Genomic DNA, 14,873 nt, shown 5'->3' with positions numbered 1-14,873 from the left:
TCTCCGGGATTAATTTCTGGTTCACACAAAACAAGACCACACCAGTATAATTACTGACAAAGCCTTGTTTTATTTCAAATGATCTTTTAATATTGCTCCGAGTTCAGCTGTGTATTTAGTCAACCTTAAGCTTATCTCTGTACGCATAACATCTCGAGTTAAACCAAAGCGTTCCTGATATCCACGGCAAAAGATTTTGTAATACACCAAGAATTCCTCCTGTTCATCTGCCAGCACCCTGATATTCCGCTGTTTCAGCTCTTTTTGCAGCCGATAAGTATCCTGCATGATCCGGCGTTGAATGGCTTGACCAGCCATCAGATAGGCACGTTTAAGAATGTTGCTGGAGGGCTCGATCTCTTTCAGGCTCTTGCTAACCATAGTATCTATATAAGGAAGCAAAATGAGGTCTCGAACCATCGTACGTTCCTCCATAGTTATCATTTTATCTGGGTTCTCACGCTGCTGTTCCTCGTACTGCTCAACATGCTCGGTCATGATCATTTTCGTTTTCCAGCGTTCATTACCCTCAAGTTTACTCATTTATAGTGACCTCCAATCTGTTCAGCTCTTTCTAGGGCAACACCGGATTCAAGCATAGATGAAGCTCTGATTAGAGCTTTACTGCCATAACGAGCTTTTATTTGATCGATTGCACGTTCTTTGTTGTAAGCCCGAACCCTGTCATCAAAGAGTGTAAGTTGGATGACGCTATCATCTGATAGGTTAGTCAAGGAAATCGCTAATCGACCTATGGGAAGGCCCGACCAGTTGTCTGCAAATAATTTTTGCGCAGCAGCAGCTACTTCGTGTGTTAGTGATGTGGGTTCGGGCAATGTCATCTGACGCTCGTAAGCATTTGAACGCTCTCCGTCCGTCTCTAAAACTGAAATAGATACTACCGATCCCATATAACCATACCGCCGGGCTCGCTGGCATACTTCAATGACGAGCTCAAGCAGCACAACCTCAATATCCGTATGCCTGGTGTATAAATTCCAGCGCAAAGCCTTGCCATGTCCCACTGATTTGATTTGATGACGCATTCCTGTGACCACTGGACTAGGATCTAGCCCGCGCGCAGTTTGCCAATAATATTCCGCTTGAATATCACTTTGCTTCCCCATGGTAGTTCGCATTCGTCGCTTAAATTCTGACAGTTCCATTCGCGCAATATCTCCAATTGTGGATATACCCATACGCCAAAAATTCTTGGTCATTCTAGCCGCTACCATAAACATATCCTGCACGGGAAGTTTCCAAAGGGTCGTCTCTAATTGGTCAAAAGAAAGTTCATAGATCCCATCCTTCATCTTTTTGGCGTAGTTATCTGTCGCCATCTTTGCCATAACCTTAGTAGATCCAATACCTACCCGTGTCCAGACTCCCGTCGAAAGTAAAACATGGTGCTGAATTTTATGAATCATATCCTGCAGCGATCCTCCGAAATACGCAAGAGATCCTGTGACATCCAGAAACTGCTCATCGATACTGTAGGGTTCTACCAGATCGGTATATGTTCGGTAAATCTCTGATATTAAGAGTGATACTTTAATGTAAGTCCCCATGCGTGGCCTTACTACGATTAGCTCTGGGCATTTTGCTAAAGCTTCACCTACACGCGAAGCCGTTGTTACCCCCTTCGCTTTTGCAAGCGGGCAGGCCGCCAACACAATACCGTTCATTCTTGTTGGATCCCCCACTGCAACAGGTTTATCTCGATATTCAGGGTGGGCAGCTTTCTCCACGGAGGCGTAAAATGCCTGGCAATCAGACAGTAGTATGACACGCTCCTTAGGCATGACGCTTTTCCTGCACGGGCTGCCATGAAAGAATATTTGCTGCCAAGAACATGCGAGGCGTTCCTGTAGTCAGACAGCTTGCTCGTATGCGTCCGTCACGGATACTGTGTATTTCAATTTTCCGCTGGCTGATATTTCTCGCCTTATCCTGATATATAATTTCAATTATTTGGCCGATGCTGATTTGCATGCGATCGCCTCCATAAAAATAAGAACACTTGTTTGTATTATATGCGTAATCGGGAATTTTAAGCAACAAAAAAGGTGAGGTAATTTCCCCCACCACACCGGATCTGATTTTTTTAAAGCTGAGAATAATCTAATCCAGACCGAACGAGATCACAGTTCATTAGAGTGTAACCATGTGCTATAAAAAATGAGCATCCAGACTTGCGTATTCAACAGAGATTGAACAGACAACGAAAAAAGTTTACACTTTGATAGAGTAAACAACAGTAGTAAATTATTGATCTGTACTTAAAAGCTTTTTCTAGAAAGGAATTTTGCTAATGTTCCGTTCCTCCTACACCTTTCGCTCGGAAGAAGAAGCTTCCATGCTTCTGTTTGATTCTATCGGTTGGGAACAACTCGATTCACCTGCCTACTCCTTCAACGGCCAGAACCGGACGGAGAGAAGTTGTGTTATTTTTCAGTACACATTATCGGGAGAAGGTAGAATTGAAATAGATGGGGTTGTTCATCGGTTAACGAAGGGCAAAGCTTTTCTAGTGACTGTCCCCAGCATACACAGGTATTATTATCCGGAAGAAGGCACCGAGCCTTGGGAAGTTTTATGGCTCAATCTACGGGGGCCTTTAGCGATTTCACTTTGGAACCAACTCGCTGCTCATTGCGGTCCAATTGTAGAACTCCCCCAAGAATCGGTTTCGATAGATTTATTGTGGAGTACATTCAAGGACATTCAGGTTCATGAAGAAAGAGATTTGCATCTTTTAACGGGAAAAGTCTTTCAGTGGATCTTGTCCATGGAGAAATACCTCAAGAAACCAAATTTGTTAACTACCTATATAAAAAATGACAAGCTTCACGCCGCTATTCAATTCATGAAGGATGATCTGCATAATAATAATCTAAGCTTAGACGATGTTGCCGCTCATGTTGGTGTTTCCAAACATCATCTTTGCAGACTGTTTCAAAAAAACATCAATCTTTCACCCTTTGAGTATTTAAAAAGACGGCGGATCGAGTTGGCAGCTTCCAAACTCAAAACAACAGATTTGAGTATCAACCAGATTGCGACGGAGAGCGGATTTGATAATGCCAGCTACTTCGGAAAGGTTTTCCGGTCCTATTTTGGGGTCAATCCTTCGACTTACCGCGAACAGGATCTAGCGTTCCAAACCAAACATGTATTTTTCGAAAATTGATTCATATAAAAGAGGAGCAAGCCAGTGGCTTACTCCTTTTCTTATTAAACCTCTTTGAGTACAACTAGTAAGCTTTTGAAATCGCCCTCAAGCTGTGGAAGTGAGAGTCCGAAGTGCATCAGCTCATCCCCTCTGTATACTTCACCGTTAAGCTCAAGTTTGTAGTTCTTAGCTGGGTCGAGTCCTTTCAACCGCAATCTGCGGAGAGGTGCATTAGGCTCGGCCAGAACTCTGAAGTATGTGGCGAAGGCTTCTTTTTTATCATCCGAAACAAACATCCACGCCGTCTGATTCCCCTCAAAAGGACTAAGCAGTCGATAGAAATCACCGAACTGAATCAGCATTCTAAGTTCCTTGTACTCTGAGACCTGTTTCCGGATATCCTCACGCTCATCATCAGTTAGCTTGGTCATATCTAGTTCGTAGCCGAAGTTACCAGACATCGCAACATGACCGCGTGTTTCGAGTGGTGTGATACGGTGCACCTGATGGTTAGGAACAGCCGATACGTGAGCACACATAGAACTTGCAGGATACACCATGCTTGTTCCATATTGGATCTTCAATCTTTCAATCGCGTCCGAATCATCACTGGTCCAGGTCTGTGGCATATAGTACAGCATTCCCGGATCATATCGTCCGCCGCCGCCGGAGCAGCTTTCGAACAAAATATGAGGGAAACGGGTGACGATACGCTCCAGCACATCATAAAGTCCAAGAATATAGCGGTGAGCCGTTTCGCGTTGACGTTCAGCTGGCAGAAGAGCAGATCCAATCTCCGTCATATTCCGGTTCATATCCCATTTCACATAAGTAATCGGAGCCGATGACAGCACGGAGCTAACCGATTCCACAATATAATCACATACATCCTTACGGGATAAATCCAGAACAAGCTGCTGGCGAGCTAACGTTCTTTTGTGACCTGGCACATGAAGACACCAATCTGGATGTTCACGATAAAGATCACTTTCTGGCGATACCATTTCCGGTTCGAACCATAATCCGAATTCCATGCCCATTGCCGTAATATCTTCTCCAAGTTTTCCAAGACCTTCAGGAAGCTTGCGGCGATCCTCTACCCAATCTCCGAGTGAGCTATCATCATTGTCTCGTTTCCCAAACCAGCCGTCATCTAAGACAAACAGTTCAAGTCCGAGATCTTTGCCTGCTTGAGCGATTTCTTTGATTTTATCTGCATTAAAATTAAAATAGGTAGCTTCCCAGTTGTTGATGAGAATAGGGCGCTTACGATCACGGAATTCGCCTCTGCATAACCGGGTCCGATATAGGCGGTGATAAGTCCTTGATAATCCCCCAAGCCCTTGACTGGATCTTACCAGCACAGCTTCAGGAGCCTGGAAGGATTCCCCAGGTTCAAGCAGCCATTGAAAATTAAACGGTTGAATGCCGATCCCCACTCTGGAAATACCGTATGGATCCACTTCTGCTTGCGCAAGAAAGCTTCCGCTGTACACAAGGCTGAACCCGTATACTTCACCGTGGTCCTCTGTTGCATCTTTTGCAAGCAAAGCCATAAAAGGATTCTGCGTGGAGCTACTCGCGCCGCGCTTACTGTCAATTCGGTGGATACCAGGTACAAGCGGTCTTTTATAGATATGGCGTTCTCTCGTCCAAGTACCGGATAATTGCAGCATGTCATAATCGGAATCATGGAAGTCAACATTTGCGCTTAACACACGCTTCAGCACCACATTGTCCTTACCTTGATTCTCAATCCGTACAGAACGTGTGATCACATCCTGATTATTAAACACGGTGTAGCTTAATACAGCAATCAGTCCGCTTTTGGCATCTTGAAGAAAAAGTTCCAGTGTCTCTGCTTCTTCTTCACTTTCAACATAAGTGGAAGGCAGTCCCTTTAACTCAGGTTTTCCTTTATTGATCTTATAGCTCTTATAAAGGAAATCCGTAACGGTCGTACCGTCTACCAAATGAACCTCAAGCGCTGGTTCCCGGAAATCACCATTCCCATAAGACGGAAATTCACTTGGAATAGTGTCGAGGGAAATCCTCTTGTCCTCCATCGTATAGGTCGGGCTAAAGGAGCAACGTTCCACCAAATTCAGCGGCTGCACTATTCCTTCTAATTTAGGACCCCAATAGATATGCGCTGGAAGCTCACCTCTAACGACTTCAATAACGTAGCTGGATTGCTCAGACTGTAAATGAAACACCTTGCGGCTGTCATCATAATAAATACTCATAATATCCTCCTACTCTTCTTATCAGATCTTGTTGAAATATAACCGGCTTGATTTATCTTGTTGTTTGAAGTCTATTTTAAAGATAATTGGAAGGGGATACAATCTTAATATCTATACCTTAAGTAGTAAAATATTGATCTATAAAAAATTCAATTTCATGTTATTAAGCTTTGCAGAACAATAAATGATTATTAGCGGCTATAGTAAAAAAAATACATAAAAAAAGAGGCCCTAATTTATGGGCCTGCTTCCCGTGAATCTTCCTATTTAAATATCAAATACGGAGCGTACAGTAAGCTGTTCACGAAGTTCTTCCACCGTAGCCGGCTTGTCGAGATCTTTTTTAGCGATGGTAATGGTCCTAGTTGTACCACCCGACATATCAAAATAGTTGTCGCTGAAGATGGCATCTCTCTCCTTGAAGTCTAGGCCGACAAAACGAGCATACGTCTTAGCCTTCACGGTAATGACAAATTTTTCTTCTTCCTCGGTAAGCATAGCTTCAAGCTCAGGGTCAACGAAGCTAAAATGCTTCGGCTTAACAAACAGGACCGTGCCGCCACTCTTTGTCTCGCTCTCTACCTCAAAAGAATATTCCAGATAAGTCTCACGTTTCTTCCCTTTCGTATCCAGTATGTGACCGAAATCAAGCTGTTCGAACTCAGCAGTACTTAACGCGGCAATCTCCACTGGCTTTGTGCCTTCCAGCAAGACCTCCGATGTCGTAGTAAGCAGTCTCCAACTCAGTTCACCAATAACTTGTTCTCTGCTTTCGTTAGAGACATGAAGGGAGACCTTCGTTCCTTCGTCATGGGCAGAAACAAGAATCGGCGCGAAGAAATGTTTAGCCGCATAATGCATAGCCTTCCACCGGCCATAATAGTCGATACTGGACCAAGAAGCTACCGGCCAGCAGTCATTCAACTGCCAGTACAATGCACCCATGCAGCGACCTCTATGTCTACGCCAGTGCTCAACGCCGCAGCGCATCCCTTCTGCTTGGATCAGCTGTGAGGCATACAATACAGAATCAAAATCTTTCGGATATTTGTAGGTCTCCCCAATATAATAGAGAATTTTCTCATTCCCGGTATTGTTCTTCTGATGGGACTCCATGACATAAGAGAAGATATTGCGATCCTCCGGCAGCGTAAACGACTCGATGGTCTTCAAGCCCGGAAAAGACTGCAATCCGAATTCAGACATATAGCGCGGATATAGCTTCCGGTAATCGGTAAACGGTTCTTTCCCATGCCAGACCCCCCAGTAATGCATATCTCCGTAATTCTCGTCATTCGGCTTGTCAAAGCTCCCCTTGGAGGATGGTGAAGCACGCCAATAGAAGGTATTCGGATCAATTTCTTTAGCGATTGCCGGTAGAAGCACCTCATATTGCTTAATATAATCTGCCTTAAGCTGCAGTGAGTAATGCTTCTCCCAGTCCCATTCGTCCCAAGCCAGCTCCTGCTCGTTGTTGCCGCACCACAAGCCTAGCGAAGCATGATGGCGAAGACGTTTCATGTTATCGATGGTCTCGTGAGTGATATTCTCCTCGAAGGCTTCCGTCAGAGCATAAATGCCGCAGGCATACAGATGATCCTGCCAGACAATGAGGCCATATTCATCGCACAGATCATAGAAATAGTCATCCGGATAATACCCGCCACCCCATACGCGAATCGTATTGAAATTGGCAGCGACACAGCTTTGGAGCAAGCGATCCGTGCGCTCCCTAGTTACGCGAGGTAGAAGATTATCTTCCAGAATATAGTCGGCACCTGTAGAGAAAATAAGCACACCGTTGACTTCAAAAGCAAACGATTCTCCCCACTGATCTTCTTCCTGCTTCACAGTAATGGTTCTAAGTCCAATCCGAAATTCTCTACGATCTAACTCCTGTGACTTTTCCTCAATTACAACCTCTACGTTATACAGTGGCTGAGCACCGAGATTATTCGGCCACCACAGCTCTGGCTCCATAATTTCCAGTGCAATATGTTGATCCGTCCCAATCATTTCAGACACACGATGCTCAATGCACAGACCCGCTGGTGTGTGAACTTTAACCACAATTTCTCGATCAGCCGCTTGCCAGCTCTCTGTTCTAACTCGAACATCCAGCATGACCTTATCCTTCTCATGGAATTGCGTAATATAAACATCATCAAGGCGAGCACTGTTGTAGCCCTGAATAGAGAGACTACGCCAGATTCCTAGATCGGGTAACTTTGGACCCCAGTCCCAGCCGAACATGGAGTGCGCTTTGCGCAGATGCGATATCCCCTCTACCGCATCAGCACATCCACTGAGCGGCAATTCTGCTTGCTTCCGTAGAGTGAATTCTACTGGGGAGCGAAAAATGGCGTGGATAGTATTATCACCAGGCGTCAATACAGCCTTGATATCCACTTCATACGTCCGGTGCATATTGTCACTGTTCAGAATATTAGTTCCATTCAGGGAAAGCTCACAAAGCGTATCCAACCCTTCACACAGCAGAAATACTCGGTCATGCTCTAGTACGCCTGCTTCCAGCTGAAAACTACGCTTATATTCGTAATCGTAATTGGACAGTTCCAGAACCTCATACTCCTGCTCGCGGTAGAACGGATCTGGCATTTCACCGGCATTCAACAAATCATGGTAGACAGAGCCTGGCACGCTGGCTTCCAGCCATTTCGGTTCATGAAGCCGTTTCATTTCCCATTTTCCGTTTAGATTGACAAGTTGCATATTTCCGCCTCCACAAATGTGCTATTTTGACTTCTTGTATTAAAATTTTAACAATAATATGTATACATTTCTTCTATTGTGTTCGCAAAAATAGTGTGCTATTTTGATATCACTAACACTGGAGGAAAAACATGATCAAATACACTGAGGCAAGCCATATAAACCCCGAATTGCTAGCTGATCCCTTCTGGGTAGAATCTCTGAGTCAGGTATCCCCAGAACATACGCATGATTTTTATGAATTTTTCATACTTACTGAAGGCCGATGCCGGCATATCGTCAACGGGGCTGCCCAGCTTCTTCAATCTGGCTGCCTTGTCTTCATCCGGCCCGATGATACCCATCGCTATGAAGCTGACGGGGATAGCGATTGCCGCTTTCTGAACATTCCCTGCCGAAAAAGCCTCATTAATGATGCCTTTAGTTACCTGAATGAAGAAGAATTCCTGCACGGGATATTAAATACTCCGCTCCCTAGAATCGCCATGTTATCTCAACTGGAGATGGATGATTTCATTCGTTCTTTCGAACGCATCCGAATGCTTTCTACCTTAGACAAAGTAAAGTCCAGGATTTATCTGAAAGGAATACTCGTAGATACACTTACCCAGCATTTTTTCTCTCCAGAAACCATCGAGCAGCCAGAATTCCCACTGTGGCTCGAACATGCCGTTTCCAAGATGCATCTAAAAGAAAACTTAAACAAAGGCCTTCATGCCCTGTACGAGTTGTCGGGCAGAAGCGCCGGTCATGTCAACCGGGCCTTCCGCCAATACTTGAACCAGACACCAACAGAATATATCAACCAACTTAGGCTCAACGTGGCACGTAATCTGCTACTTACTACTGAACTACGTGTGGTCGAAATTGCTCTGGAGTCTGGCTTTGACAATGTCAGCCATTTCTATCATCAATTCAAAAAGTACTATCACCAGGCCCCGCTAGATTTCCGCAAAAATGCGCATGCTAATAGACTGGTTTAATTAACATTTGAAAACATAGAAAAAGGCTCCCCCTCTGCCTGAATGCAGAGAGGAAGCCCTTACACTAATTATTTTGAATTCCACAGCTCCATACGCTCTGCGTACTTCTGGTTAATGATTTCTTCTACTTTCTCATCCCCAGCCTTTTTCATTTCCGCAAGCATCTTATCGAATGTCGCGTTGGCTTCGGCTTCAGTAGGAGCAATGATTACTCTCGTAATGCTTTGATCCATAATATCTTTTACCTTCTGTGCAGTCAGTGCTTCAGGTGTTCCGCCATCAGGGCTCAAGTTGTCATATGCCGCTGTATCCCATACGGAATCCCCAAGACTCTTGATGGCCATCTGATCTACTTCACTGCGTTGATATTTAACGGCCATATCGTAAGGCTGTTCATTTGCATCCAGACCATTCTTGATAAACCACAACCATTTGCGGACACCGCTCTTCTTGACTGTGTCGTCCCAGTTTTCCTTGAAGCTATCCAAGAATGCAGGGTCCGGTTGTCTCTTGCCATCCACCATGGTGTATTGAACGCCTTCTTGGCCCCACAGCAGCAAATGCTGTCCTTCATCACTTGCCAAGAAATTGAACAGCTTCATTGTTTCTTCAGGGTGCTTGTTGTTCTTCGTAATAGCGATAGCATCCCATCCAAGTGAGCTTCTTGGTCCAAATGTCGTTTGGGCAGGGTCTACTCCAGGGGCAACTACCTTGTATGGGAAGAGCTGATTATCTTCTCCGCCATCCTTCTTCAAAGTTCCGTTCCCGTTACCTGGATCCCAGTAAGCGCCTGGTGTGGAGAATACTGCGCCAGTAGCCAGCTTTTGAACCCAAGTTTGCGTTTTGCTAATCGCAAATTCCTTCTCAATCAGACCTTCTCTGTATAATTTATTCACGTAGAGCAACATTTCACGATACTTTGGATCCTTAACATCATATTGCAATGTTCCGTTGTTATCATAGTAAGTTTTCAGACCCCACATGCCTTTGAATGTTCCAAGGTTGGCGCCCATATTCTCGCCGTTCATGGTCATTGGAATGGATTCTTTTCCATCAATCGTCTTGTTTTTTGCTTTAAAATCCTTCAAAATCGCTTCTAATTCATCTGTTGTAAGCGGTGCTCTGCCATCTGCTTTATCCGGAGCCAGATCTGCAAGCAGATTTTTTCTCATCAGCATCCCGAAGACTGGATCACTATCTAGTCCATACCAGTTAGCCAAGTAATAGTTCTTTCCGTCTTTATAACGAGTCTTGGTCAGTGTGTCGCCATACATTTCCTTGATATCAGGGCCATTCTTCTCAATCAGCTCATCGAGTGGAATAAAGGCACCGCTTGTGATGTATTTATCAAGCGAAGCATCCCCACGGCTCATCACGACCACATCTGGATAGTCACCGCTGGCAAGCATCAAGCTTAGCTTCTCTGTCGGATTTCCTGTTGGCTGCTGAATGGAGATCTCAATGCCCGTCTTTTTAGTGATTTCTTGGGCGACAGCATCAGTAAAAGGCTCTCCCTTAGTATTTGAATCAAACCATGTAAGTGTAATCGGCTCTTGTTTTGTATTGTCTCCAGCCGCTTTGTTTGTATTGTCTGTTCCATCATTAGAGCCACAGCCCGCTAATAGACCCACAGATAATGCAGCAGTCATACTTACGCTCAACAATTTGTTTTTCTTTATCATAGACACCCTAATTCCTCCCATTAATTAAGTTACGTCACAAGTCTATCAAGCAACCAAGCAAGTCTGTCCGCTCACCCCCCTTCAGGGCCGCCAGCTGGACAACTCCTCTCCGGCTGGCGTTCGGTTATTTAATCATATTAACTCTTAACAGCTCCCAAAGTCATACCCTTAACAAAATACTTTTGCAGGAACGGATATACTAGAACGATAGGCAATGTTGCAACCATCGTCGCTGCCATCCGGATCGTATCGCTTGAAACAGCATTTCGCTTGGCGGAGTTTGCCAGCATTTGCGATTGCGATACCATACCTCCGGTCTGGAACTGACTCAGTATTTTGACGAGGACCGCTTGCAAGGTCTTCAGGTCTGAGCTGTAAGTAAATGCATAGGAGTCAAACCACGAGTTCCAATGCGATATTGCCTGAAAGAGGCCCACCGTAGCGAGTACTGGTGTTGTTAACGGCAGTACAATCCGGAAGAAAATCATTAAATCATTCGCTCCATCTACTTTCGCTGATTCCTCAATCTCACCAGGCAATCCTTCCATAAACGTACGGACAATAATCATATAGAAGACATTCATCAAGCCTGGCAGAATAAAAACGGAGAAAGTGTCGATCATATTCAGGGCTTTAAGCACCATGTAATAAGGAATTAGCCCGCCTCCGAAATACATCGTAAAGACGAAGTAAAGGTTCCAGCCCTTGCGTCCCATCAAATTCCGCCGGCTTAGCGGATAAGCAAGCATCGTAATCACAAGAACTGATAGTGGTGCACCAATTACGGTCCGTTTAACCGTTACCCATATCCCGTTCATAATTTCGGTATCTTTCAAAATTTGTTTGTAGCTATCAAAGGTGATATCTCTTGGCCAAAAGTAGACGCCGCCACGAACAGTATCCTCAGCAGCATTTAATGAAAGAACGAGAATATTCCAAAAAGGTAAGAAGGTAACTAGCAATACAAGGATAAGAATCAAATATACAAAACACTTAAAGATATGATCTCCGTATCTGTTCAAAAACATCTCAAGCGCTCCTCTCCATTTTGTTATTTAGAACAACGCTTGGTCGTTCACTTTTCTAGAAATTCGATTCACGATTACAACAAGAATGAAGGCAATAACGGATTTGAATACCCCCACGGCAGCCCCGTATGAGAACATGCTGTTTTGTAACCCGTATTTGTATGCATAAATATCGATAACTTCCGAGTACTCAAGTACAGTGTTATTTTGCAACAGATATTGTTGTTCAAAGCCGGCATTCAAAATACCTCCGACTGCAAGAATGGCCAATATCACGATAGTTGGACGTAAAGCAGGGAGCGTAATATTCCACATTTGCTTGAATCGGCTAGCTCCATCTACTCTTGCGGCTTCGTAAAGCTCCGGGTTAATAGCGGATATTGCAGCTAGGTACATAATGGCGCTAAAACCCATTTCTTTCCACATATTAGACAAGGCGATAATCCACCAGAATAAAGGTCCGTTTTGTAGAAAAGCTACTGGTTCATTAACAATGCCGAGCGTTACTAGAAGATTGTTGAACATCCCATCGGAAGCTAGCAGCGTAATTACAATGTTAGCGGCGATAACCCATGAGATAAAATGCGGTAGATAAGAAACCGTCTGCGTAAAGCGTTTGAAAAATCCCTGTTTGGCTTCATTCAGCACAAGCGCGAGTATGATCGGCGCAGGAAACCCGAATAACAAGGTCAAGAGGCTTGTCGCAAGCGTATTACGCATTACACGGTAGAAGTCTCCTGTGGTAAAGAAATATTCAAACCACTTAAAGCCAACAAAGTCAGCATGGAAAAATTGTTGAAAAAATGTTCCTCCACCCGGTTGATAGTTTGTAAATGCCATATACATACCAAACATAGGTCCATAGGAAAATAGCAATGTCGCAATTATGGCAGGGAGCATTAGCAAAAATAACCATTTCTGCTCTTTTAATCTGTACCAAAAATTATTGCCCCTGACTGTTTTGATAGCGCTTGCTTTATGCATCAAATACCCTCCCTTTTTATTTAGTGCAGCATGCCCTGCTACATCTCGATTCAGCTTCTCTCCTATTTATCTTAAGTCCGTATAGGGCTCCTTTCTATACTTCAATCCTCCGAATGATAGCGCTTTTTAAAGGAGTTTCTTAACATTCGAGCATTGGATTTCGATATTCAGTCTGATATGATAAACTTGGCTTTCCGTGAATTCACAGTAAAGAAGGGACTTCTACGATGCGTCATTTTTACAAAAAGTATATTTATATGCCTTTTATCGACCTTAGCTTTCGCTCCAAGCTATTCCTCGTGTTCGTTCTGGTCACCATTCTTCCAATGATGCTTTTTGTCTATTTTTCATTCGAACTTACAAAATCAAAGCTGACCGATCAAATCTACATCAATATGATGAATTCAACGGCCCAGATCAACAAGAACCTGGAGAACAAACTGGACAGCTATGAGCATATTTCCGCTTCTATTTACTTGGATAATAGGCTAGCCACTTACCTCACGAGCGAATATCAAGATGATCCATCTTATCTAGACGTCTATCAATATATTGGCAATCGTATAGACACGGTAATGGCTGCCTATCCCGATTTTGGTAGCGTTTTCATTTATTCCGACAATCCATCACTGCCCAAGGATAATTACTATATCAAGCCGGTTACACCCGAAGTGAAGGAGACAGAGCTGTACAAGCAGCTGATGCAGTCTCACGGGAATATTATTCATCTGTCCTCACCGCAGTCACAAGATAATCCCGCAATGTTTACATTAGCTAGGTTACTGAACAATAATCGCAACCAATATCCCTACGGTATTCTGGTCTTCGAAATATCCGAATCGGTGATCTATTCTTTAATGGAGAAAGAAGCAGGCGGCAAAGATATTTTTATTGTTAATGACAAGGGCCTTATTTTATCAGCCGCCGACAAACAATTATTAAATACAAGTCTGCCGGAAATGCTTGATCAGAACTTTGATGAATTGCCTTCTGGCAGATTTGATACTACATATAAAGGGGAAAAGGCTTTCGCCGTCTATAACACGCTCACAAATGGATGGAAAACCGTCTCTATATTCCCTTATGACAGTATCATTCAGGATGCGAAATCACTGTCAGAGCTCATCATCAAAATCTCTTTAGGCTTTATAGTCGTCGCATTATTGCTGATTTATATTACTGCATCGATGTTTAGCAAGCGTATTCGAATGTTAATCCGAATGATCCGGCGGCTAGAACGTGGTGACTTCAACCCTACGAATGATGAATATTTAGGCAATGATGAGATTGGCCAGCTTCATTTTGCCTTCAAGCAAATGACTACACGCTTAAAGAGTCTAATCACCGAAGTGTATCAGAAGGAGCTACAGAACAAGGAGGCAGAGCTTGACCTGCTTCAAGCCCAGATCAACCCCCATTTTCTGTACAATACACTGGGCTCCATTTCGTCTCTTGCCCTAAAACATCAAGATACTCGCATTCAGGATTTGGTGCTTCATCTCGCCAAGTTTTATCGCATCTCCCTGAATAAAGGAAAGAGCATCTTAACTATTAATGAAGAATTGAAGCTGACGCAAAGCTACAATGCCATTCAACTGATCCGATTCAAAGGACAACTGAACATCACCTACAATATTGATGAAGCGATCTTACCTTACTCTACAGTCAAGCTAGCCTTGCAGCCTTTTGTAGAAAATGCGGTGCTTCATGCTGTGTGGAATCAGGAAAGCCCGCTAAATATTCATATCAAAGGCATAGTCGAAAATAGTGATATTATTCTATCTGTAATTGATGATGGCATGGGGATGAGTCGTGAGACACTTCACACTTTACTTGACGATAAACCCGGGCGAGGTTATGGGATTTCAAACGTAGATCGACGGATAAAACTGAGATTTGGTGAGCATTACGGCGTTACTGTGTTTAGTAGGCTCGGAATAGGAACCACTGTGCAAATTCGCTTACCACAAAAGGAAATGTAAGGAACGACGCATCTGAATAACCGCAAAGCTTATTGAGAAATCAGAAATATTGATTAACAATTA

At 43.8% G+C, this 14,873-nt stretch carries 11 protein-coding genes; 3 read left to right on the top strand and 8 right to left on the bottom strand.

What is annotated here, in order from left to right:
* Positions 1-69: 69 nt before the first annotated feature.
* The 3 genes from MKX35_RS11205 to MKX35_RS11195 are packed head-to-tail and all read right to left on the bottom strand — an operon-like array spanning position 70 to position 1,992.
* Entirely contained in the window at positions 70-543 is a 474-nt protein-coding gene (locus tag MKX35_RS11205; protein WP_042190722.1) for a hypothetical protein, read from the bottom strand.
* A complete protein-coding gene (locus tag MKX35_RS11200; RefSeq protein WP_076300763.1) occupies positions 540-1,802 on the bottom strand; it encodes a DNA polymerase IV in 1,263 nt (420 codons plus the stop codon). Before MKX35_RS11200 ends, MKX35_RS11205 begins: the two co-directional genes overlap by 4 nt.
* Positions 1,795-1,992 carry a hypothetical protein gene (locus tag MKX35_RS11195; protein ID WP_076284709.1) on the bottom strand — a complete coding sequence of 66 codons (198 nt, stop codon included), beginning with the start codon at positions 1,990-1,992 and terminating at the stop codon, positions 1,795-1,797. Before MKX35_RS11195 ends, MKX35_RS11200 begins: the two co-directional genes overlap by 8 nt.
* A gap of 319 nt (positions 1,993-2,311) precedes the next feature.
* On the opposite strand from MKX35_RS11195, the gene MKX35_RS11190 reads away from it, so the two are divergent.
* The gene (locus tag MKX35_RS11190) at positions 2,312-3,190 is read left to right on the top strand and encodes a helix-turn-helix transcriptional regulator (RefSeq protein ID WP_042190729.1); all 879 of its coding nucleotides are present in this window, start codon (positions 2,312-2,314) and stop codon (positions 3,188-3,190) included.
* Positions 3,191-3,234: 44 nt separating this feature from the next.
* On the opposite strand, the gene MKX35_RS11185 is transcribed toward MKX35_RS11190, so the two are convergent.
* On the bottom strand, positions 3,235-5,418 hold the full coding sequence (locus MKX35_RS11185) for an alpha-galactosidase (protein WP_076300762.1): 2,184 nt from the start codon (positions 5,416-5,418) through the stop codon (positions 3,235-3,237).
* Positions 5,419-5,685: 267 nt separating this feature from the next.
* Entirely contained in the window at positions 5,686-8,151 is a 2,466-nt protein-coding gene (locus MKX35_RS11180; RefSeq protein ID WP_076300761.1) for a beta-mannosidase, read from the bottom strand.
* Between the two features lie 131 nt (positions 8,152-8,282).
* On the opposite strand from MKX35_RS11180, the gene MKX35_RS11175 reads away from it, so the two are divergent.
* Entirely contained in the window at positions 8,283-9,134 is an 852-nt protein-coding gene (locus tag MKX35_RS11175; RefSeq protein WP_076300760.1) for a helix-turn-helix domain-containing protein, read from the top strand.
* 68 nt (positions 9,135-9,202) lie between these two features.
* On the opposite strand, the gene MKX35_RS11170 is transcribed toward MKX35_RS11175, so the two are convergent.
* The 3 genes from MKX35_RS11170 to MKX35_RS11160 all read right to left on the bottom strand — a co-directional run bounded on the left by MKX35_RS11170 (position 9,203) and on the right by MKX35_RS11160 (position 12,828).
* Complete coding sequence (locus MKX35_RS11170) at positions 9,203-10,816, bottom strand: extracellular solute-binding protein (RefSeq protein ID WP_179086743.1); 1,614 nt, start codon at positions 10,814-10,816, stop codon at positions 9,203-9,205.
* A 137-nt stretch (positions 10,817-10,953) separates the two neighbouring features.
* On the bottom strand, positions 10,954-11,844 hold the full coding sequence (locus tag MKX35_RS11165) for a carbohydrate ABC transporter permease (RefSeq protein WP_042190738.1): 891 nt from the start codon (positions 11,842-11,844) through the stop codon (positions 10,954-10,956).
* 27 nt (positions 11,845-11,871) lie between these two features.
* Positions 11,872-12,828 (bottom strand): ABC transporter permease, encoded by a 957-nt coding sequence (locus tag MKX35_RS11160; protein ID WP_042190740.1) that lies wholly within the window; start codon positions 12,826-12,828, stop codon positions 11,872-11,874.
* 227 nt (positions 12,829-13,055) lie between these two features.
* On the opposite strand from MKX35_RS11160, the gene MKX35_RS11155 reads away from it, so the two are divergent.
* The gene (locus tag MKX35_RS11155; RefSeq protein ID WP_076300759.1) at positions 13,056-14,810 is read left to right on the top strand and encodes a cache domain-containing sensor histidine kinase; all 1,755 of its coding nucleotides are present in this window, start codon (positions 13,056-13,058) and stop codon (positions 14,808-14,810) included.
* Positions 14,811-14,873: the final 63 nt, after the last annotated feature.

It is taken from the genome of Paenibacillus sp. FSL R5-0923, from assembly GCF_038009145.1.
Lineage (GTDB): Bacteria > Bacillota > Bacilli > Paenibacillales > Paenibacillaceae > Paenibacillus_AQ.
Note: the sequence above shows the minus strand (reverse complement) of the source record. Positions and strands in the feature narration are given on the sequence as shown.